Origin of the sequence: Allorhodopirellula heiligendammensis, assembly GCF_007860105.1 — a bacterium.
Lineage (GTDB): Bacteria > Planctomycetota > Planctomycetia > Pirellulales > Pirellulaceae > Rhodopirellula > Rhodopirellula heiligendammensis.
Window position 1 is genome coordinate 1,161,345 of record NZ_SJPU01000001.1, and the last position, 22,408, is coordinate 1,183,752.

The 22,408-nt window shown below is 55.8% G+C and carries 13 protein-coding genes; 4 read left to right on the forward strand and 9 right to left on the reverse strand.

Annotation, left to right across the window (positions count from 1 at the left end):
* Positions 1–31 precede the first annotated feature (31 nt).
* Together Poly21_RS04450 and Poly21_RS04455 are read left to right on the forward strand one after the other, a co-directional pair.
* Positions 32–4,657, forward strand: coding sequence for a DUF6797 domain-containing protein (locus tag Poly21_RS04450; RefSeq protein WP_302117543.1), 4,626 nt, complete (start codon positions 32–34; stop codon positions 4,655–4,657).
* Positions 4,658–4,902: 245 nt separating this feature from the next.
* On the forward strand, positions 4,903–6,192 hold the full coding sequence (locus Poly21_RS04455) for a 3-keto-disaccharide hydrolase (RefSeq protein WP_146405758.1): 1,290 nt from the start codon (positions 4,903–4,905) through the stop codon (positions 6,190–6,192).
* Between the two features lie 490 nt (positions 6,193–6,682).
* Here Poly21_RS04455 and Poly21_RS04460 read toward each other — a convergent pair whose 3' ends face one another.
* The 3 genes from Poly21_RS04460 to Poly21_RS04470 all read right to left on the reverse strand — a co-directional run bounded on the left by Poly21_RS04460 (position 6,683) and on the right by Poly21_RS04470 (position 11,605).
* Entirely contained in the window at positions 6,683–8,116 is a 1,434-nt protein-coding gene (locus Poly21_RS04460; protein WP_146405759.1) for a hypothetical protein, read from the reverse strand.
* Positions 8,103–9,830 carry a hypothetical protein gene (locus Poly21_RS04465; protein WP_146405760.1) on the reverse strand — a complete coding sequence of 576 codons (1,728 nt, stop codon included), beginning with the start codon at positions 9,828–9,830 and terminating at the stop codon, positions 8,103–8,105. Before Poly21_RS04465 ends, Poly21_RS04460 begins: the two co-directional genes overlap by 14 nt.
* Before the next feature lie 212 nt (positions 9,831–10,042).
* Positions 10,043–11,605, reverse strand: a complete 1,563-nt coding sequence (locus tag Poly21_RS04470) for a hypothetical protein (RefSeq protein WP_302117546.1) — start codon at positions 11,603–11,605, stop codon at positions 10,043–10,045.
* Between the two features lie 482 nt (positions 11,606–12,087).
* On the opposite strand from Poly21_RS04470, the gene Poly21_RS04475 reads away from it, so the two are divergent.
* Positions 12,088–13,389 carry a lactonase family protein gene (locus tag Poly21_RS04475; RefSeq protein ID WP_146405762.1) on the forward strand — a complete coding sequence of 434 codons (1,302 nt, stop codon included), beginning with the start codon at positions 12,088–12,090 and terminating at the stop codon, positions 13,387–13,389.
* Between the two features lie 88 nt (positions 13,390–13,477).
* Here Poly21_RS04475 and Poly21_RS04480 read toward each other — a convergent pair whose 3' ends face one another.
* The 5 genes from Poly21_RS04480 to kdsA all read right to left on the reverse strand — a co-directional run bounded on the left by Poly21_RS04480 (position 13,478) and on the right by kdsA (position 19,901).
* Positions 13,478–14,224 carry an MIP/aquaporin family protein gene (locus Poly21_RS04480; protein WP_146405763.1) on the reverse strand — a complete coding sequence of 249 codons (747 nt, stop codon included), beginning with the start codon at positions 14,222–14,224 and terminating at the stop codon, positions 13,478–13,480.
* A gap of 209 nt (positions 14,225–14,433) precedes the next feature.
* On the reverse strand, positions 14,434–15,873 hold the full coding sequence (locus Poly21_RS04485) for a RecQ family ATP-dependent DNA helicase (protein ID WP_146405764.1): 1,440 nt from the start codon (positions 15,871–15,873) through the stop codon (positions 14,434–14,436).
* Between the two features lie 132 nt (positions 15,874–16,005).
* The gene (locus Poly21_RS04490; RefSeq protein ID WP_146405765.1) at positions 16,006–16,782 is read right to left on the reverse strand and encodes a TatD family hydrolase; all 777 of its coding nucleotides are present in this window, start codon (positions 16,780–16,782) and stop codon (positions 16,006–16,008) included.
* 196 nt (positions 16,783–16,978) lie between these two features.
* Complete coding sequence (locus Poly21_RS04495; protein WP_302117551.1) at positions 16,979–18,865, reverse strand: tetratricopeptide repeat protein; 1,887 nt, start codon at positions 18,863–18,865, stop codon at positions 16,979–16,981.
* 175 nt (positions 18,866–19,040) lie between these two features.
* Positions 19,041–19,901, reverse strand: coding sequence for a 3-deoxy-8-phosphooctulonate synthase (gene kdsA / locus Poly21_RS04500; protein ID WP_146405766.1), 861 nt, complete (start codon positions 19,899–19,901; stop codon positions 19,041–19,043).
* 158 nt (positions 19,902–20,059) lie between these two features.
* On the opposite strand from kdsA, the gene Poly21_RS04505 reads away from it, so the two are divergent.
* A complete protein-coding gene (locus Poly21_RS04505; RefSeq protein ID WP_302117554.1) occupies positions 20,060–21,490 on the forward strand; it encodes a DUF6513 domain-containing protein in 1,431 nt (476 codons plus the stop codon).
* A 120-nt stretch (positions 21,491–21,610) separates the two neighbouring features.
* Here Poly21_RS04505 and mntR read toward each other — a convergent pair whose 3' ends face one another.
* Positions 21,611–22,048, reverse strand: a complete 438-nt coding sequence (gene mntR, locus Poly21_RS04510) for a manganese-binding transcriptional regulator MntR (protein WP_302117555.1) — start codon at positions 22,046–22,048, stop codon at positions 21,611–21,613.
* Positions 22,049–22,408: the final 360 nt, after the last annotated feature.

Genomic DNA, 22,408 nt, shown 5'->3' on the forward strand with positions numbered 1-22,408 from the left:
AAGTTGAAATCACAGTCGTCACCTCCCACCTTTGAATTTACTATCTGCTGTGATCGACAAAACAATCGCATGCAAGGCGATGCGCTGCTACGTTTTGGGCATGCTTGTATTAGGCTATCTGAGCATGCGAGTGTGCCAGGTCCATGCGGCGGATCGCGTTAACGTGCTAGATCGTAGCCAACTGGTAGCTTGGTGCATCGTTCCCTTTGACGCGAAACAACGATCCCCGGCTGAGCGTGCCGCAATGTTGAACGAACTCGGCATCACTCGCTGCGCCTACGATTGGCGGGCCCAGCACGTTCCCGAGTTCGAGCAGGAGATCCAAGAGTACCGAAAACAGGGGATCGAGTTTTTTGCATTCTGGGGAGTTCACGAGGAGGCCTTCAAACTCTTTTCCAAGTATGACATGCATCCACAGATCTGGCAGACCCTTCGAGAAGGTGTCGGCGAGAGCGAGGCAGCTAAAGTCGAATCCGCAGCGCAACAAATGCTCCCGCTGGCACGTCGCACTGCGGAAATGGGATGTGAACTCGGGCTCTACAATCACGGCGGTTGGGGCGGTGAGCCCAAGAATCTAGTGGCGGTATGTCAACGCTTGCATGAGCTAGGTCACGATCACGTGGGCGTCGTATACAATTTCCACCATGCCCACGGGCACATCGCGGACTGGGCCGCCTCATTTGCGATTCTAAAACCTTTCTTGCTTTGTCTGAATCTCAACGGGATGAATGAGCAGGTGCAGCCAAAGATATTGGGTATTGGCAAAGGGGATCATGAGTTGGAGATGATCGGGGCGGTGATAGACAGCGGATACGATGGGCCGCTTGGAATTCTTGACCACCGCGAATCTCTGGACGCTCGTGAATCACTCCTTGAAAACCGGGATGGACTCGCTTGGATTGCCAAAGAACTCCAGGCAGCTGGCAGCGGAGGTTCACTACCGCCCACACCGCGAGTGTTCGTCAATCCAGACGCATCCGACGATATTGGCGACAATGACCGCTCGACGCCAACCCCCCTCGGTCATCTCTATCCGGGTTCGGACGACTATCGGAACACGCCCATTACGGTAGAAGTCCGCGCGACCATACCGCGACGCGACCGTTACAACATCCTGGTGGCGAGTGATCCCAAAAAATCAGCGGACCACTGGGAGCTGTTCTCGATGCGTGGCAGTGGACGATTCACCGCGTACTTACCTGGACGAACTCCTGACCATGTGCATTCCAACGAGATGATTTGCGATGGTCAGCCGCACTCGCTTTCAATGATCTACGAGGACCACCGCATCCAACTTTACGTAGACGGGAAACGAGTTGCCGACCAACGCGTCAGGCAAAACGGAAATCGATCGAAGAGCCCGGGCGATATCGGGGTTGGCAGGCTTGTCGAGGGGCCGTTCCGATGTGATGGGAAGATCCATTGGGTACGCATTTCCAAGGGAGTCCGTGAGGTCGCCGGCGAGCCGCTCATCCGACCTACCAACGATGCGACGACGCTGAAGTTGTGGGAATTCGAAAATGAGCATCCGACCGCCTTGTCGGAGGCTACCGCGGAACGGTTTGTAGGGGATGCGAATGTCGGTCATCTCGCATTGGAATATGAGCCAACCTACGTCGCGAGACTTGTCAGCCAAGCACGCGATTCTGGCGATGCCGTGCGAGGGGCAAAAGTCTTTGCAGATGCCAAATTCGCTTGCCTGTCTTGTCACCAGGTTGGATCACATGGGGGATCGATTGGACCAGACCTGTCCACCATCGCTAACGTCCGCAGCTGGGACCAGATGGTCGAGTCGGTACTTTGGCCGCAACGAGAGGTTGCCCCGGATTACGTGACATGGAAGATCTTGACGACCGATGGCGATATCGTCTCGGGATTGCAACACAGTTCGGACGACGCGTCGGTGGTCGTCCGAGATTCAGCATCGGGAATACTGACCTCGGTTCGCAAAGATGAGATTGAAGAGCAAGTTCCTGGCGGCTCTGTGATGCCCGGCGGGCTGGTTGCTGCGATGACACCACAACAGCGGTTGGATCTGATTCGATTCTTGGGGGAATTAGGGCGAGATGGAAAGCCTCTCCCGGATTCGATTCAGCAGGCGATTGCTCATAGCCAGATGCATGGCCCGGTGGAGTTCCCGGTCTCCCATGCCCCGCTCCAACCCGCCAATTGGCCCCATGCCTCAGATTGGGTAAATCGAGATCGGTTGTACGATTTCTATACGAAGCAAGCGGAGCATTTCCGCCAGCAACCACATCTACCCATGTTGATCAATGCCTATCCGGGGCTCGACGGTGGGGAGCGGGGACACTGGGGGAACCAGAGTGAGATGGATTGGGCGGATGATCGGTGGAACGAAACAAAGCTAGGCTGTTGGCAGGCAGGTGTGTTTCGGGCCGATGGGATCACCGTGCCGCGCGGCGTGTGCGTTCGTCTCGGTGACGAGGGCGAAATGTCGGCGTGCTTCAACCCAGAAACGTTGTCTTTCGATGCCGTCTGGACAGGCGGTTTCGTTAAGTTCGAATCGGCCCGCATGGGATTTCTTGGAGGGCTACGCCCTCAGGGGGTGCTGATTGCGACGCCACGGAAAGAGAATGCCAAACGAGATTTTCAATACCATGGGTTTTACCGGAGTGCCGAACGAATTGTCTTTTCTTACACCATTGAGGGCGTGAAGTATCTCGATTCAGCATGGGTGGAAGACGGTGAGTTCATTCGTGACGTCGCACCCGCAGACGAACATCCTCTGCGGCATCTTACGAAGGGAGGGCCACGACAATGGCCCGCAGTAATCGAGACGAGTATCACGCTGGGCAACGAACGTCCCTATGCGATCGATACCATCGAATTGCCACATGTCAATCCATGGAACTCGCTCATGTTTTGTGGCGGCCACGACTTTCTTGATGACGGGAGTGCGTTGGTGTGCACGATGCAAGGAGATGTATGGCGAGTGAGTGGTTTCGATTCAGATGCGAATCGACCGGGTGTGGCGAAATGGACTCGGTTCGCCGCGGGGCTTCACCATGCTTTGGGATTGGTGGTGGCGGACGGGCAGATCTATGTTCAGTGTCGAGATCAATTAACTCGCCTGACGGATCTGAATGACGATGGTGAAGCGGATTTCTACGAGTGCTTCAGCCATGCGATGATCACATCGCCCGCCGGACATGATTTCATTTGTGGTTTGCAACGCGACCGACAGGGCAACTTCTACACAGCTTCAGGCAATCAAGGCTTAGCATGTATCTCCGGTGATGGAGAGACGGCGACTGTGGTTGCCACTGGCTTTCGCAACCCCGACGGTTTGGGGATGCTGCCTGACGGGACCGTGACCGTGCCAGTTTCTGAAGGCGGATGGACGCCTGCATCGGCAATCCACGCCGTCCGGCAATCGTCGTCACAACTGCCCGATAGGCCACCTCATCACGGCTATGGTGGGCCTCAAAACGGTGAGCCGCCAGAGTTGCCGCTGGTGTATCTGCCCCGCGGACTTGATAACTCCAGCGGCGGTCAAGTTTATGTGGACAGCGAGGCTTTTGGTCCCCTGGCGAAGCAGTTGCTGCATTTCTCATTTGGCACGGGCTCCTGGTTTGGCGTGCTCCGCGATGAGGTTGACGGCCAACTTCAAGGCGCAGTCATTCCCCTCGCTGGCGATTTTCTGTCGGGGGTACATCGCGGCCGTTTCCATCCGCTCGATGGGCAACTATACGTTTCCGGGATGACTGGCTGGGGATCGTATACCCGTGACGACGGTTGTTTCCAACGCGTGCGATTTACTGGGGACGCCGTGCAAGTGCCGATTGGGTTTCACGCTCACGAAAATGGCATCCGAGTCACGTTTGCAGAGCCACTTGAAGTATCGATTGCAGAGGACGCGGGACATCATTTTGCACAGTGCTGGAACTATCGCTATGGCGGTGGGTATGGATCACCCGAGTATTCACGCACCCATCCAGGAACGCCGGGGCACGATCCGTTAAGGATTCAGTCGGCTCATGTTCTGGCCGATGGTCGTTCGCTGTTCCTAGAAATCCCACAACTGCAGCCTGTCAATCAGTTGCACTTGCGGATGCGCGTCAACCATCGCGAGTCGCTGTCTTGCAATCCTGCAGGTAGTGATCACGACCTCTTCGTGACGCTTCACAAGCTTGACTTAGCGTTCACTGATTTCGCGGGCTACCAGCCCGCCGAAAAGCAGATTGCAGCCCATCCGCTGCTTATCGACTTAGCCTCCATGGCACAGCGGAAAACGAATCCTTGGCATCAGGAAATTACGAATGCACGAGAAATCAATATTTCGACGGGTAGCGATCTCAGTTACGTCACACATGAATTCACCGTCAGCCCAAATGAGTCGCTGGCGGTGACACTCGCGAATCCTGATGTAGTACCCCATAACTGGGTGCTCGTTGAGCCGGGGGCGATGCAACAAGTAGGTGAACTTGCGGAGCAGATGATCGCCGACCCAAGTGCCTTCGCAAACCAGTACGTTCCTAGCTCGGATAAAATTCTGGCACATACTGATATTGTCGCTGCCGGCCATACCGACACGATCTACTTCGTCGCTCCTTCCACACCCGGTCGCTATCCTTTTCTCTGCACGTTTCCCGGTCATTGGATGATCATGAATGGAGTGATGGTAGTGACTGAGTAAGTGCCGAGATCGACCTTGCACGGCGGGGAGTTGCATCAGACACCAGTCGGGGGAAGTGGGCAGACGAACTTGAGTGACATCGTTGAGGGCCTATCTCCAGATTTTTGTCGTCGGCAAGCGGCGCTTGACACCCTTCCCCGGGACCCAGAAGATTTGGGAATGGTGGTCGCCAGCATCTCCAGCTTTCGTAACCACTACTCCATGACATCCACTACCCCATGACACCCACTACCAGAGAAACATTGATGAGAAAGAGTTTTGTAGCCGTGATATTGATCGGGCTTCTAGCGAACTGCGGCACAATCACCACCGCCGCCGACGCTGAGGAGGGGTTCACCTCTCTATTCAACGGCGTTGACCTGACAGGATGGGTCAAACGCGGTGGCTCCGCCGAGTATGCAGTTGAGAATGGGACTATCGTCGGAAAGTGCATTCCGAACACGCCCGGTAACACGTTTCTATGTCCGGAACAGGAATATGGAAACTTCGTTTTAAAGCTGCAGTACAAGTTCTTGGAAGCCGGCAACTCCGGAATCCAATTCCGCTCCGCCGCCCGTCCACAAGGTGATGGAGAACGCGTCTTTGGCTATCAGTACGAGATTCGTCCCGGTGGTGACATGACAGGTCGGATCTACGATGAGGGACGTCGCGGCCACCAGCACGGCATCATTTGGCTCGACGCGCATACTCCCCAGGATCGTTTGGACGTTGCTCAGGCGAGCTGTCATGTTGATGAGTGGAATGATGTGGAAATTCAATGCGTTGGACCGTCAATCAAAACTTGGCTCAACGGCAATTTGGTTGTCGATATGTTCGATAGCGAATCAATGAAGGGGTTTTTCGGACTACAGATTCACGCCGGCAAATCAGGCTCCGTCGCTTGGAAGAACATCCGAGTCAAGAATCTAGGTGAGAGCAAGTGGGAATCGTTTTTCGATAAAGATAAGGAGGGCAACTATCAGCTCGCCAATGCCAAGTTCGTACTTCCGGAAGAGTGGTCGTTCACCGACGAGGGCGTCTTGCATGGCGTCCACTCCAAGAGCCAAGGCAAAGATGGACTGGTTATTTCCGATCGGAACTACGACAACTTCATCGCGCGTGTGACCTACCGCATGCATGGTGGCAACAGCGCCTTGTATTTCCGGGCCGAAGAAACCAGTGCCCCGTGGGTGTTACGCGGCTTTCAGAATGAAATTGCTAACAATGGCAAGGACTCCGCGCTCTGGCACACGGCTGGAATTGTCGACGGCAAGACAATCCCCGGTCGTGGCTGGATCGTCCAAAACGATGAGCTGGTCGAGCAGGTCCGCAACAAAGACGATCAGTGGAATACGACGTGCACTGCCGCGTACGGAGATCGTCTCGTCCAGATACTCAATGGATTCTGCACCTCTGATATTGTTGACGAAGATTGCGAGAAAACCGGCAAGCTCGGTCTACAAATGCATGGAGGAACCGACTGCGAAATGTTCTTCAAGAATTTTGAGGTCATGCCGATCACTCCAGACATGATGGAACTCATCGAGCGAAAGTAGGTCGGCTCCATTGCCACCTGGAGATGGACGCCGTCAAGTTCTGAGCCGGCAAGGAGGCCGGCGTTGACGGCATGCTACTAGGACTCTACCGATCGAGGTTCACGCGGTTCGTCCATCGTTCCAAGACCCTGAACGCACTGCTTCGACTCGAAAGACATCAACCATCCGGATTCTTAATCGCGAACGGGGGACTCTGTTTGGTGCCAACTCTAAGAACAGAATCGACAATGAAATTCTCAGCGCCAACTTCTGCATCTGGTGCTTGACCGGAAACACGGCCACCGAAACAGGCTGTCGCAACGAAGTAGATTAGGAGTGCGGCGATCAACCTATCATGAGCAGGCGAGTTCACAGGTTCCGTCCCAAAAAGCTCTCATGTTACGGGTGCTGAGAGTTTTCAGCAACAACAGATGTGTTGACGTGACGGGACACCGCTGGTGTGACAGGACACTGTCCTGGCTGCACGAGAAGTACTTTGATCGCAGCCAATCTACTCAGCACGTTCGGCGTGGTGAGACTTTACTCGCTCAATCGCTTGTTTCAATTGGGCGAGTTGAGCGCTCATGCCGCTCGCTGATGCCAGCCGCATGAGCTCCAAGGATTGTTCGCTCATTGGACTACTATTCAACAGCGATATGACCGCACTACGGACGTCCCCATCGTCGGCAATATAAGCAGAGAGCCAATACCTCATGACGAGCGGATGGGAGGTTTGAATCAATTCTCGAAGTGGTAGCTCAAGCCGGATTGCCAATGTGATCAGTTTATCGGCGACGCTTGCGTTTGAAATGGGATTACCCAGCACATTTATCAGCGACGCGTAGGCGGACTCAGCCTGGCTTGCATCTGCCCACCTGCAGTATATCTCCAGCGCAAGATATCGACTGCCGTCGGGCACCAGCATGACGGGCGCGAGTGCCTCCATAACTTGTTCTTGCATCGCGATCGTTACAGGCTGCTCGGACAACCATCGTGAGGCAGCGACAAATCGCAAAAACTCCTCACTCTCAATTGCATTTACGGCCGCCGACAAGCAACTGTCGATGGGAACGCGGTCATCGACAAGGAGACGCATCTGTGGGGCAGGATGCGCGACCAGCGATGCCAGTACAGCGGCTTGTTCGATGTCAACACTGTCGACGGCACGGCGAGCGATCTCAGTAATTGACTCGGATGGGGATAGATACAATTGGCAGAATCGAGCAACGGCGTTCGCATGCTCATCGGGGGGCAATAATTTCGCCAACTGAAAAAGCGATTTGGCGACGAGAATGTCGTTTTCACGATAGTGTCTACCCTCCAGCGGATCGGGATGTTCCACCAGTAGGCGAATGAATTCACGCTTGATGTCATCGTCAGGCGTATGAACCATTGCCAACACTGCATAGCTGCGGTCGGCATGCCCGATGCGTGTACCCTCGATTGTCAATCGCGCAAATTTTAGCAGTTGCTCTGCTGGGGCAACCCGCAGACGATTATTGCTGAAGTTGGAATATCGCGAGAATATATCGTGATACAACCTGGGTGCACTCGTCGCGTCCATGTCGGAGATCCGAGAGGTCTTGAGGCGGTCACGGGGCTTTTGACGCTCGGACGCCAATTCTTTGACCTCGCGGTCTCGCACCAATGCCCATTTCTCAATTTGTTGTTGGTTCCACGCCTGCAATACCTCCTCTTCAAGCTTGAGTTGGTCGAGTTCGGCGGCCCGTTCCACAATCAACTGTTTCGCCAACGCGAGCTCAGTTGGGTCGAATGCGTTGCCGGCGGCGCGAAGCGAGTACAGCGTCTCAACCCCGATCGCGGCTACACCCAACGATAGGATGATCAATGAAACAGAAGCGATGCTTAGAACCCAGGCGACTCGTTGTTGATTGGAGACGGTGCTCGGGGCGTCAAACGGTTCACGCGATTCAGAGTCCGTCATGCTCGCCTCGCGATTGCATTGCGTGGATTGCCGCCTGAATTTGGTGCTCAGCCGCCCCCCGCTCGGTCCATTGCGAGGCGAACTGGTTTGCCTGCAGTACGACTGTGCTGCGTGGTCCCCCAAAACGACCAACAATTTCGATCAGAACTTTGCCGTCAATTCGAGCACTCCTAAGCAAGTGACGCACTAACTGCTCGTCGATTTCACGGGCAAGTTCATTCTCGGCGGTCGAACGATCGGGATCTGCTGACGACAGATGCTCGTCGATTGTGTCTTGGAGCATCGTCCAGTTTTCGCGTTTGAAAATGTCAGGCGATCGCCCGTCGAGCAGCCGATTCACCAAGTTGTCAACACCAATACGTGAAATAGCGTTGTGAGTTGCCCGCTCGGCAAGTGATGGTTGAGAGAACGCGTCCATGATTGGCGTTAGGTATAGCCAACTGGTGATTTTGGACGCCTCGTCAGGCAACGTGTTCCAGGCGACAGTCACGCGCCGGCGGGTGTCATCGTCGATTCGCGTGCGCTTCAACCAACTCAGTGTGTTTGCATCGCGGACACGGCTTTGGGCGAGCACTAGCTCCAGAATGTCTGATATCGTTTCGTCCGACCAATGACTTCGCCGGCGAAGCACATCAGAGCTGATCGCGCCAGCCAGGGTTGGCTGCGCCAAGAACGACGTTAGCGCATGGGTGTCTCCGCGACATAAATGATCGATTGTCGCCGTCATGGCTGCAGGCCATCTCTCCGCAGCAGAAAGATATTCGTCGTCGGCCAAGCTGAGGAGATTGACAGGCAAGTATTCCAACAGGGTGGTTACCCACGCAGGGTCACCGCTTGATGCCGCCAAGGATATGACTCGGTAGATCTCCGAAGCGTCCGCGGATGGCTGGTCGCATTGTGCGACAAAATTGCGTATCGCCACATGCAACTGTCTGTCTCCTCTCACGATTGTCAACGCATCGATCCACTCTGGGATCATGCCGAGTTCTGGGGACTGGCTATCGCTTGCTCGCGACAGGATCTGCAGCGCGCGGGAGCGAACTTCCTGAAGCAACAAATCGCCGGGCGGCAATGTGGAAAATGTCTTCAGGGAGGACGACCGCGACCCAAAGTTCAACTCTTTGATCGCATGGGAAGCAGCGGTTGCGATCGAGTCTGCACGGGATGGGGCGGCATTTTTGCCACCAATATTTGCGTGATTGTCGCCGGCATCTTGTGATCCGCTCACCTCCGCATCTTCAATTAACGCGGCGTTGGATGGCAGGTCCATCTGGACGACCGTGGATGTACTTCCATTCCTAAGGTTCTGCAGCTCTCGCTCATGTTGCACACACATTTCAGCGATCTTGGCTCGCAGGACTTCGTCACTTGGATCCGTCCATCTCTGGGAAACGCGGCGAATGGATTCTGGTGAAAACTGCCCACGATCATCTGCCAGCGCTGCGAGCAAGGTCTTCACCAGGTCCTCAGCATCGCTTTGCCGATCAATTTCAGTTAGCAATAACAACCTACGCTCTCGCTCGCCGAGCGAAAGTCTCCCGTCCTGAATGCCTGCAATGACCGCGCGAACGTGGGTTGGGTCTTGCAGCGAGAAATCATTGCTCGCTCGCGCAAGCCAATCGTTCGACCAAACTGTCGACTCGGTGGCTCGCTGTAGCTGGTGTCGAGCTGCCGCCGGCATGGCCGGCATGGGATCGATGGGCGGTAAGTCCATCGACACCTCGCCTGGAGGCGGGAATCTTAACGATGTCTCAGAGGTGCCGTTGAATCTAAAATACCATTGGCCAAACAGCACCAGCAAGAAAAGATTGTAGAGGAAGACGAGGCCGATCGCGGCTGTCAATAGGAAGCTAAGGACTCGGTTGACGACTCGACGCGCCGATCGAGAAGGAGCTCGCGCGATCCGTGCAGGGCGCTGGCTGTTCATCATTTGCCACCTGCCCCGCTGATTCTGTTGGCGATTTTGTTCTGAGCGCTATCGATTAGCTGGCTCATATTGGAATGCGTTGTCGGGTCCAAGCTCAGTTCCACACCATCCAGTACGGTGAGCGTGGCTGTGCCTCCGATATCGCCCAGCAGCCTCAATACCTCATCGAAACCAGCTGGCATTTTGACGAAGTCCGTTCGCATCATCGCTTCGCAGAATGCTCGTTCGGCGTATTCACCACCGCCGATCCAGGCATCCCAGCATCCTCGCGGCCAAGCGGCCTGATGCAACCAAAACTTGGCGGCGTCGCCCAGCGACAGCGAGCGCAGTAGACAGAGTCTTGTGATTGCCTCACCCGTGGCGTCGGGATCGACGACTGTTGATCCCTCGCGATCGTAGATGCGAGCATGATGAAGTAGAGCAGACTCCTGTTGCGGCGTTGCCCATCGGCAGAACAATACCACCGCGAGCGAATGGGTAACGGGATCTTCGGCAAGGCCGCTAGCGGTCAGGGCGAGCACCGCCGCACGTCGGCTGGCGTCCTGTTGAGAGTCCTCGGTCTCCGGCTCAGGAGGTGGAACTCGCAGCAGATGTCGATAAAAATTGGACCGCTCGGCAGACGACATCAGCGTCAGTGTAGCGATCCATCTTGTCACCAATTCCTGGCTACTTGGTAAACCAGGGGAGCTGACCGGGTTGAGTAACTGTTCTCTATCGTTGTTCCGCGCAGCTGAATCAGACGCATCGATATCAAGTACGAACTCGCTCGACGCTATCCTATCGTTCAGTTGCAGGCGTCGAACGACTGGCAGCGAATTCATGTCGTTCCGACTAAAATGCCAAATCGCAGCCGCATGCAGCATTTGGAGCATCTCCACCGAAGTGGTTGGCCGTGCAGCAAATCTAACCGCGTCACCCCACAACGTCGGTGTATTCAGAATGCTGACTAGGCTAATCGCTTGTGAGTCCATCTTCGGCATTAGGCCTCGTGGCCTTGCCCACTGCTGGTACACCAACTCCCGGGAGGCGTCATCGAGCCAGTTCGAGTTTTGTTTCACAAAGTGAACGATGCCTTGATAGGTCGGAAGATGAGCGCGTCCGAAATCGACAGAGCCGAAGTCAAATCCCTGTGTTTGCGATTGCGTTTTCAATGATTGGCGTTGTCGCTCGTAGAATGCCAACGCGACCTCTGGATCGATGTGCCCGGTGTCCATCGCCTGCCGAATCGTATGCACGTGAGCAGGTACTTGAGGGTCGAAATGTTGAACAAACTCCTGAGGTAGTCCGATCCGACGCGAAATCTGGTGGATCTCATCGTCTCCCAATGGGATGGTCCATTGGCTGCGGACTTCCAGCCATGCGACGAGAGCAGAATCAGCGATGCTGACATTTCTGGGCAACGAATCCACGCTTGGATAGAGATACATATGCAATTCATCGACCGCGTCGAGGGTGATATAGCCGGCTAAGATGTCGCTCACCCTCGCCTGCTTCTCCTCGGTAGACAATCGTGGAAGCTTGTCATTGGCATTGTGATCACTATCTGAAGCCGACTCTGTCATCTGTATAGGCGCGAGCTGAGCGGCGGTAGAGAATTCCTTTTGCAGACGGCTCTTCGCTGCTGATAATTGACTACCCAGTGAAGCAGCTTCACGGCGCGGGTCGAGCGCTGGCATGCTTGCGCGAATCGCCGCATCCTCTGTGACGAGAGTCTCGATTCGCCGCGTCCAAAGAAAGGAGAAACTAAGACTAATGACCAATGCCGTCAGTAAGAAGAGATTGAGCTTATTGATAACTGACCGCTCCTAGTCTCTCAGTACGGGGGATCATGAATCCGCTAGTGTATCACAGCAGCACGCTTCCAGCAAAGTTTTCTGATGGGGTGAAAACCCTCTGCTAAAATTGGGCGTGACTCGCTAGCGTGGCCCGTTCTGTCACAGGTGTCGGGCGGATATGGTTAGACATTATCACGTCTTGCCGCGGTCTCCGAGTGACGGGGCGTTGAAGCTGTGGCCGAAAATCCTCCTGCTGTGAACGACGATTAATGCGTTTTCAAAAAGAACTGCCCGAGTGTGCCCGCCGGCTGGCCCATCGACTGCCATCTCTCTGCGCATTGGTGGCGACGGTCTGTACCAGCACGGTTCATGGGCAATCCGATCAAAACCGGTCTGCCGCGACGCGCCCGCTGATGGCCTATGTCGGCACATTCAGTTCACCGCTCGGGGACGTCCTGCCAACTCAAGTTGACTTGCCACCGGGCAATGGACGTGGAATCCACCTTTTCGACGTCGATCGCGGTACCGGTACAATGCGTCCGGTGGGCACAGTTGACATCGGGTCAAGTCCGGACTGTTTGGTGATCAATGCAACTGGAGATCGGCTCTACAGCAGCAACGAGACGGACCGCTTTGGCGATACCAAGCATGGTTCCATCAGCTCTTTTTCTATTAATCGAGATGATGGACAACTCACCCTGCTCAACACGGTTGACTCGGAAGGAGACGGGCCAACGTATGTCAGTATCCATCCATCGGGTAAGTTTTTGTTCGTGGCCAACTACTTCAGCGGATCGATCGCGGTGCTTCCCATTTTAGCGGACGGCCGCTTGGGGCAAGCCACGGATGTTCAACACGATATCGGGACAATTGGCCCGACAAAGGCGACTCATGCACCGCCGGGCAGTTTTGCCATTAGCGGCCATGATCGCACGCATGCACACATGATCCAAGCCGATTCATCAGGACGGTTCGTGCTACATGTTGATTTAGGACTCGATACGATCTTCGTATGGAAGTTTGACGAGGCTTCCGGCACCTTAACACCCAACCAACCTCCGAGTGTTCAGTTGCCCCCGGGCGATGGACCTCGACATTTTAATTTTCACCCCAATGGACGCTGGCTGTATTCGATCCAGGAAGAGGGGTCAACAATCGTCCTGTTCGATTACGACGCGACCGCCGGTCGACTGCGTGCACGACAGACTGTTTCTTCGCTGCCACCGTCGTTTACAGGCAGCAACTTCTGTTCTGAAATTCTGGTTTCGCATGATGGCAAATTTGTCTACGCAGGGAACCGGCTGCATGACAGCGTGGGCATATTTGCAGTTGGACCAACTGGCGAGCTGACTCAGATAGGCAATGAATGGACCCGGGGCGACTATCCTCGCAGTTTCAATTTTGATCCTAGCGGTCAGTTCCTGTACGTATGCAATCAGCGAGCTGATAACGTCACTGTTTTCAACGTCAATCGCCAAACCGGGCACTTGGACTTTACTGGGCAGTACGTTCCCGTGGGCAACCCGTCGAGCATTGTCTTCCTTGACCTAGAAAAAACTGAAGTGAAGTAGCGAGCATGTCTCGACCACGCTGTTAACGAGAAAACCTGGAAGTCGCGAAACGGGCCGCGACTTTGAACGCTCGCATGAGCATGCTGATTTAGCCGATCATTCGGTAGAGGACCGCAGCGCAAACCGCACCCACCACGGGACCTGCGACGGGTACCCAGGAGTAGCTCCAATCGCTGTCGCGTTTGCTCCTCATCGGGATCAAGGCGTGAACGATGCGTGGCCCCAGGTCTCGAGCTGGGTTAATGGCGTATCCCGTTGTGCCGCCAAGAGACAGTCCGATGCCAAATACCAGCAAGCCGACTGGTAGAAGCCCGAGGGAACCGAGTCCCAAGACAGGGGCCGGGTCAATCGGAGCGTGCTCGGATATCAGACTTGGAGTGACCATCAGAAAGATGGGAAAGATGAGTGCGAAGGTGCCGACGGCTTCACAGAAAAAAGCTTGCTTGTTATCCCGGATTGCCGATGCAGTGCAGAAACATCCCAGTTTGGCGTCGCCGTCGTCGGTGGCGTGAAAGTGATCGCGATAAAACAAATACACCAAGACAGCGCCGAGCATCGCGCCGCCAAACTGCCCAATGATGTAAATGATCGTATCATTCGGGCTGAGCTTTCCGCCGACAAGCATGGCGATGCTGACCGCCGGATTCAGATGAGCTCCGCTGAAAGCGTCCGAACAAAATGCGCCAATGTAAACCGCGATTCCCCACCCCGCAGCGATCACGATCCAGCCGCTGTCACTACCTTTCGTTTTCTTCAGACAGACGTTGGCAACGACGCCGTTGCCAAACAGGACCAACAACGCGGTACCAATGAACTCAGACAGCATAGGGTGCATGGTTTTCCTTCGAGTGGAGTGGGGAATTTGTCGCAGGATACCACAACAATACAGCGCTGGCAGAACGGTCCACGCAAGTTTCTTACGGTGGCCGGGCACCCTCCCGATCGCGCCAGCGAGACCGTCCAGCTCGTTCCTCACGCTCACTGTGAGTGAGTGTGCGTGCATTCGGACAGCGAAAGCAACGGACTCAATTGCCTGTTAGACGCTTAGCCCATGAAGTACTCGTTTAAGAATGCTTGCCGTTGATCGCCGGGGGTCTTGGCGAATTCCACCATGGCGTAAAGTCGCTGTTGGTCTCGACGTGTTTTTGACTCGAGGGCGTCGTGGCCGAAGATCGCCGGTGACGGCTCACCAACGAGGTCAAAGCACTGGGGTGGTCGGGGGCCAGCGACGACTTGGTGGCGGTCGAGCATCGCCATGGCCGTCTCCAAGCGGTGATCGTGGGGGCTGACACGCTGGAGCTTTAGATTGAGCCAATCGAGCCCGTAGGCTCGGCAGCGTTCGGTGTCCTCAGTGAGAGCGTGCAGAAGTCGATCGTAGAATCCAGCATCGGGATTGGCCCACGCGATGAACTGCATCTGGGTCATCAGATCGGCTTGATCGTACAGCCACAGACAACGACTGGGGTGGCCATCACGTCCGGCGCGACCGACCTCTTGGTAGTACGACTCAATGGAACCTGGCGTTTCGGCATGCACGATCAACCGGATATCTTCCTTATCGACGCCCATCCCAAAGGCGGGCGTTGCCAGTACCGTGTCGACCTCACTACTCATGAACGAGTCCTGCATCGCGCGGCGTTCCCTTCGCGATAAGTCACCGTGATAATTCACATGATCGACCGCCAACTCTCGCAACCGATCACTGAACCGCTGGAGCGTTTTGATCAGCGAAAAATAGACAATTGTACCTCCGGGCCGGTCGTGATGATTCCCCCACATCGCTGGATCTCGCAGCGCTGAGATCAATGCGTCGAACTTCTCGTCTTCATCCACGATTGATTCCACCTCCATAGACAAATTTGGGCGATCAATGCCTTCGTGAAATAACTGAATGTCCGCGGCATCAATGCCCATCTGTCGATAGATATCTTCTCGGCACTCTGCCGTTGCCGTGGCTGTCAAAGCTATGGTGGTGGGATTGCCGAGGCGTTCGCGAATCTCTGCGATCCGACTGTAGTCAGGACGGAAATCGTGGCCCCACTGGCTGACACAGTGTGCCTCGTCAATCGCCAGCAATCGCACGTTGCGAGCACCGATCACATCGAGAAACTCCTGCTTGCGAAATCGTTCCGGAGTCACATAGAGCAATCGATATTTTCCATCTGCTAACTCCCGCTGACGCTGCAGCCGCGTCTGACGATCCAAAGACGAGTTAATTAATGTGGCATCAATGCCGCGAGCCCTCAGGGAATCGACTTGGTCCTGCATCAGCGCCACCAGCGGCGACAGGACCAGCGTTAACTCACCATTCCCAGGAGTCGCCATCAGTGCGGGAATCTGAAAGCACAGTGACTTACCACCTCCAGTAGGCATCACCACCATCGCGTGATTCCCGGATGTTACGTGGGCGATGATTTCGGCCTGGCGCGGACGAAACGTGTCGTAGCCGAAATACTGTCGGAGAATTTGCTGGGCTTGCTGCATCGAGGTACCTGGGCAATGGCGAGTGCTTTTTGACCGCGTGACTATCTCCCTACGCTGTCAAGAACAGCAATCCCAGTTGAGGCAACTCGAATCAGGGGGGGGAATAGGGCGAGTCGACGGCCACACGAATAACTACAACTGGAAGAACCGCATTGCGTTGTCACTCGTCACTTCCGCTAAGTGTTCAGCGGTTACCCCCCTCGCATCAGCCAAACATCTCAGGGTGTGTTCGACGCGAGCAGGCTCGTTGGGCCGGCGCCCTCGCAGCGGCTCAGGCGATAGATAGGGAGCATCCGTCTCAACCAATAGCCGGTCTTCGGGGACGAATGCAGCGACTTCACGTAGATCGGTGCTCTTCTTGAATGTCACCATCCCGGCGAAACTAATCATTAACCCGAGATCGAGGCACTGCCGGACTTCGTCCATATTGCCCGTGAATGAGTGCATGACCGCCGCCGGTAACTGAAGCTGTTCGCGAAGTTGTCCGATAATCAGGCTCGCGCTCTCACGCATGTGAATCACGACCGGCAGATTGGCACGCACGGCCAAGTCCAAGTGCCGTTGAAAGTACTCATGCTGCATCGCAATGGGTGTGTCATCCCAATAGCAGTCCAAGCCGGTTTCACCAATTCCCACGACTCCAGGATTGGTGATCATTTTTTCGATGCTGGCGAAGTCATCCGGTGCCGCTTCACCAGCTGAATTGGGTTGGATGCCGACGACGGCGTGTAAGTATCCAGGATGCATGGCGGCGAGTTCGCAGGCGCGGCGACTGGTCGATGCATCGATTCCGATAACCGCGATGCCTTGCACGCCATTTTGACGCGCTCGCTCAATCACGTCGTCAACGACGTCGATGAATGCCTCAGAGTTCAGGTGCGCGTGGGTATCAAACAGTCGGAGTGACATTTGTGAATCAAGTGAGGGTCGAGCGGGAGAGAAAAAAATACTGCATGTTTGACAGACGCGGGCGGGACGCTCTACCGCGGCGGGAACGGCCCGAGCATCCGCGATACCCGGACCCGCGGCAAACGTTCCGGGCGAGCGTCACCCGAGGGTCACGTCGCCGGAGGGTCACGTCGCCGGAGGGGCATACACGTCAGCTCTACTGGCTCGACGCGCCGTCCGCCGACGCACTCTCGGTCGGCTCATCTGCGGACGATTCCAGCTTGTCTAGCAGCCTTGCACGCAGACGGTTACCGTAATTCGATACACTCTGATCGGTCTTCAGCGTCGTGATAGCGTCGGTAATGTCACCGGCCGCTTCGCTGGCGCGGGCGGCATTATAGACCGCAGCATCACGCCAGTAGGATTGCTGCTGATCATCAAGCACACGTTTTGTAAACCAGTTGTGGGCAGTCTCGAAGCGACCGTCATCATATTGCAGCAGTGCGAGCCAGTAGGTCGCCGTGCGTTTGCCCAACCGCATGAACGTTTGCATCTGCTGCAAGCGAGCATCGTACTCAGCAGGGTCCATCCCTAATTCGCGGCGGAGACCATAATCATTCTGCAGCTTGACATTGATCCGCAAGTCATCGATTTCATACTCGGGTGCACGCTGCTCGAGGTAGTGAGTTCTCGCTCCCTCGGTGCCTGCAATCTCGTCGTCGATGAACTGGCCGGTCAGGTGCCGCCAACGGCCAATGGCAAGATTATTGTCTTGAGCGGCAGTTGACTCCAGCACCGCAAAGCGAGATCGATACCAGAATGCGAAGGCGGGGTCTCGATCAGCCATCATCGCCATCCCGCGAGCGTATATTTCTGCCAGCACGGGAATCTCCCAAATTCGCACGTCGGCAATTCCGGGCACCGCATCAAAACGTTCCGCCCAGGCATCTGCATCAACCCATACCGCCATACGGCGATCGCCCGTCAATCCTGCCTCCAACTTCTGCATTCGCACCGACAACGTTTCCGGCCGCAGGTTTAGCAACGCCACATTCTGGGCAATATCTGCTCTTGAGAGTGGATAGTCGAAGTATCCAGCAACGTTCAACCTTCGCATCACCGACGGATCCTTTCGTGCCTGCGCTAACGTTGCCACACCCACTTGATCGGGACCTGGGATCGGCAGGCCAAGACTCGGCTCGAACAAGAAAATATGCTCGCCGATGAGGACACCGACCGACCAAGGATTTCGCGCACCCGTCTCGTCAGATTGTGTCGCGAGCACGGCCGTTGGAATCCCTGCTTGGAGGCACAACTGGGTGAACACGCCGCAACGTTGCAGCCAATCGCCTCGTCCTCGCCATAGAGTTTGATAGTCAGTTTGGCGAAAACCGGGGCCTTCAAAAGGCATTCCAGGCGGCATGGCAGGTACGGGGACCTGCGGAGGCACTGGCATCTGGACTGGCTCAAGAGCGACGTTGCGGGTGGTCCAGTCGAACAGTCTCATCGCCGTTTGGAGTTGGTCGATCTCTCCAGTCGTCAGCTCGGGAAGATTGGTGCCGCCTCGCGGGGGAGCATCGTTATCGACCGATGCTTGCTCACCCTGACTCGCCGCAGCGCGTAAATCTGCTAACCACTGAATGTTGATGGGATCGTCGCGGAGCGGCGTGTCGATCCACGAAACAACATGCCGGTACAGATTGGCATCTCGCAACAGGGGAACGTCATCAACGGTAAACTCCGATCGTGAAATGGCGTCAGCGAGCAACTCGGGATCCATCAACCCATCGAGCGTGCTGGCGATCGATGGGACGGCATTCGCTGCGCCGTCGGTGTCCGCACCTTCGCTTGAATTCGCTCTCATCCATTGGTTGAGGTGATAAGCAATCTGTTGGCGAGCTCGATCCTCGTTCAGCTCAACATATTGGTTTAACAGCGAGACGGTTTCACCCAGATGATCTTGCTGCGACTGCTCCTGTACGGCAACTTGACGCTTGGCCAATACACGCTGCATTTCCTTCGAATCGTCATGGCAGCCGGTCAGGCAACCAGCGACACAACATGCCACGAACATCATGCACGGGGAGGGAACAGTCGATCGCATCGGCACGCTTAGCAAGGTCGAGGGGAGCGGGAGGGAGGAGGTTCCAAACCGCTTTATTGGGGGAAAGTAGCTACCGTCGCATCACGGTGGTTATGGCAGAAACACTTGGGACGCGGCCGCGCTGCCGAAGGACGGATCATTCTCCGACGAGTGTGCCCACGAAAAATGATGTCAATCAAAGTTCGACGACGGTCTCCCGCAGTCGCAGCAAGCGATCGACCAGTCCGGTAAACTGGTCCAGCGGAATCATGTTCGGACCGTCGCTCGGTGAAGTCTCCGGCTGCGGATGGGTCTCAAAAAATAGCGCATCACACCCAATCGCTACGGCGGCGCGGGCCAATGGTTCAACCATTTCCCGATTTCCACCCGTCGCGCCCCCCAATCCGCCTGGCTGCTGCACACTGTGAGTTGCGTCAAATACCACAGGCACGCCGAGTGAACGCATGATCGGAATCGACTGCATGTCATTGACCAGCCGCCCATAGCCAAAAAACGTGCCCCGCTCACATACCAAAATTCGTCCTGCGTTGGAGTCCTCATCGGTGCCGCCTCTCGATTCTGAGGAGGCACCACTTCCGCGTAGTTTATCGACGACGTATCGCATGTCAGACGGAGCCATGAATTGGCCTTTTTTCACATTCACGCAGCGGCCCGTCTTCGCAGCGGCGACCAGTAAATCAGTCTGACGAGCCAGGAATGCTGGGATTTGCAGCAGCTCACAGACCTCTGCCGCGGCCGCGGCTTGGTCGGGCAAATGAATATCGGTCGTTACGGGCAGGCCACTGTCAGCACCAACTGCCTCGAGCAACCGCAGGCCGGCTTCCATACCAGGACCTCGCTTCGCTGACAGACTCGTTCGATTTGCTTTGTCAAAGGAGGCCTTGAAAACCACATTGACGTCTGCGCGCTCGTTCAAGCGGGCGAGCGTCTCGCCGATTTCCAGAGCGATTTCGCGAGTCTGCAGGACGCACGGACCCGCGATCAGCAGCAGCGGCTGCGAATCGCCGCACAAGTAGTTACCAACCGAAGCAAGCATGGGGAGCTGGGGGGGAGTGGGAAAGGGAGAGATCGGGAGCGTGCTAATCACGTGAGTGGTTAGCGGGTATCTTAGGCGGCAGGCTCGGTTGCGTCCGCCCCCCTAAACCCTGAACCTGAACCCTGAATTCCCCGGTCCCCCTCGCTGCTGATTCGCATTTGCATTTCGTCACAGGGCGACTTGCTGAGTTCGCGCTGCGCAGTTCCGCTGCAGGAGCTGCACAACGGCATGGATTTCATCACAGCGTTCAGGTCACGCCGATTACGGTGGCGGCGTTGATCACCCCGAAATGGCTGACGCGGCATCTGAAAGTGCCAACAGGTGCCACCCATGTGGTTTTGCCGGGATTCTGCGAAGCGGTCCTCGATGATCCGATGGACGCTGCCTCACCGGAGAGGAGTTGGCGAATGCGATTGGCGGAAATCGCCGGACTCAGCCCCGACCGAATTGTGTGTGGGCCGAAGGATTGCCGCGATATCGACGCTTGGCTCGGCGGGAAAACGCGATCGGTAGATCTGTCGGAATACTCCATCGAAATCATCGCTGAAATCAATCATGCGCCACGTCTGAGTGTGAATGAAGTCGTTCGCATGGCTGCAGAATTTCGTCGTCACGGAGCCGATCGAATTGATGTCGGCTGCGACCCGGGACGACCGTGTTCGAGAATCGGTGATTATGTAGCGGCACTGATCGACGCCGGCCACCGCGTCAGCATCGACACGTTCGATGAGCAGGAAACTCGCACTGCGATCTCCGCAGGGGCGTCATTGGTACTCTCGGTCAACTCGTCCAACCGCCGGGCCGCCGCGGATTGGGGCTGCGAAGTCGTCGCGATTCCCGATATTCTCGATGACCTGTCCACGCTCGACGCCACCATCGATTTCCTGGAAAAGCACCAAGTCCCCGTTCGGCTCGATCCGATTCTCGAACCGATTGGCTCTGGGTTCGGGCAGTCCCTGATGCGCTATGCTCACACCCGCCAGCGCTATCCTGATCATCAGATGATGATGGGTATTGGAAACCTCACTGAGCTGACGGATGTTGATTCGGCGGGTGTCAATCTGCTGTTGCTCGCCCTCTGCGAGGAATGGCAAATCAGGAGTGTCCTAACCACGCAAGTGATCAATTGGGCAAGAACATCGATCCAGGAATGTGATATCGCTCGACGTCTTGTACACCACAGTATCAACGAGGGGACGCCTCCGAAAAACCTATCCGACCAACTCGTCATGTTGCGGGACGCCAAATTGCGTCCGTATGCAGACGAGGCCATCGACGCGCTCGCCTCCGAAATTCGCGACAACAACTATCGCATTCTTGCCCAGGATGGCGAAATCCACATCATCAGTGCGGGGGTCCATCTCCGTGGCAATGAGCCCTTTGCGATGATGAGTGAACTATTGACGTTACCCCAATCCGATAATGTGGATGTCTCGCACGCGTTTTATCTTGGCTTCGAATTGGCGAAAGCTAAACTCGCTATCCAACTGGGAAAACAATACGAGCAAGATCAAGCCCTGAATTGGGGACAGTTAACCGTCGCCGAAGCACGTCATCGAATTCCGCGAAAATCTCGCCATCGAAAGTAAACGATCCTGCGAGGATCACCGTGGGATTCGCCGTGTTCACCGGGAGCTTGGATCCTCCAAAATCAATCATCCGGGAGTCAGCCACGATATGCCCGGACGGATGACATCGACGCAGGTCAGTCAGGCATTTAACTCTTTGGTTAGCTTCGCCAGTTTGGCAAGCGTCTTTGGGCTGACGTGGTGCTCGATTCCCTCGGCGTCGTGCGCAGCTGTGGCCGCATCGACGCCGATCGCCAAGAGAAAGTCTTGGACAATCTGATGCCTTTTTCGAGACTCCACCGCCAGTCGTTTTCCCTTCGCTGTCAGCCTGATGGGACGATAAGGCTCCGTCTGCAGTAGGTCCTCCCCGACCAATCGCGACACAATTCGCGTGACCGTCACATGGCTAACGCCGAAGAAGGCCGCGAGATCAACGACGCGGCATTCGTCTTTGTGGGACAAAATGTCGTCTACTGCTTCGACATAGTCCTCAGCCTTCTCGCTGGAGTGATCGCGACGGGTACGCTCATGGGACTGAGGACCAGGGATTTGCGATAACTTTTTTCTGCTGGTGCTCATACAGGCGGAATCCGAAGGTTTTATAGACGACGGGTGCCGTACCGGCCCGCAGCAATCGTGCACAATGTACCGGACGCTGTGAATGAGGTAAACGCGATATCTGGTGGCGTTGCAGCCGCATCACGTAACAACAAGGCTTCGCCGCCGCAGACGAGCTGGAGGTGACAGCCGCCTCCAAACGCGAGGATGAATACATGTCGCCGCAGTGGACATGGATCGCTAAGGGGCGTGCTGTGACGGCTCTAGACAGGATTTGTAGCAATGGCTACTTTAATGAGCGACTCTTTCCATGTGAAAGTTGGAGCAAGAGTGCTCGTGTTGTTCCGTACCCGCGCCGAACCAGGGTCTTTGGGAGTCCAT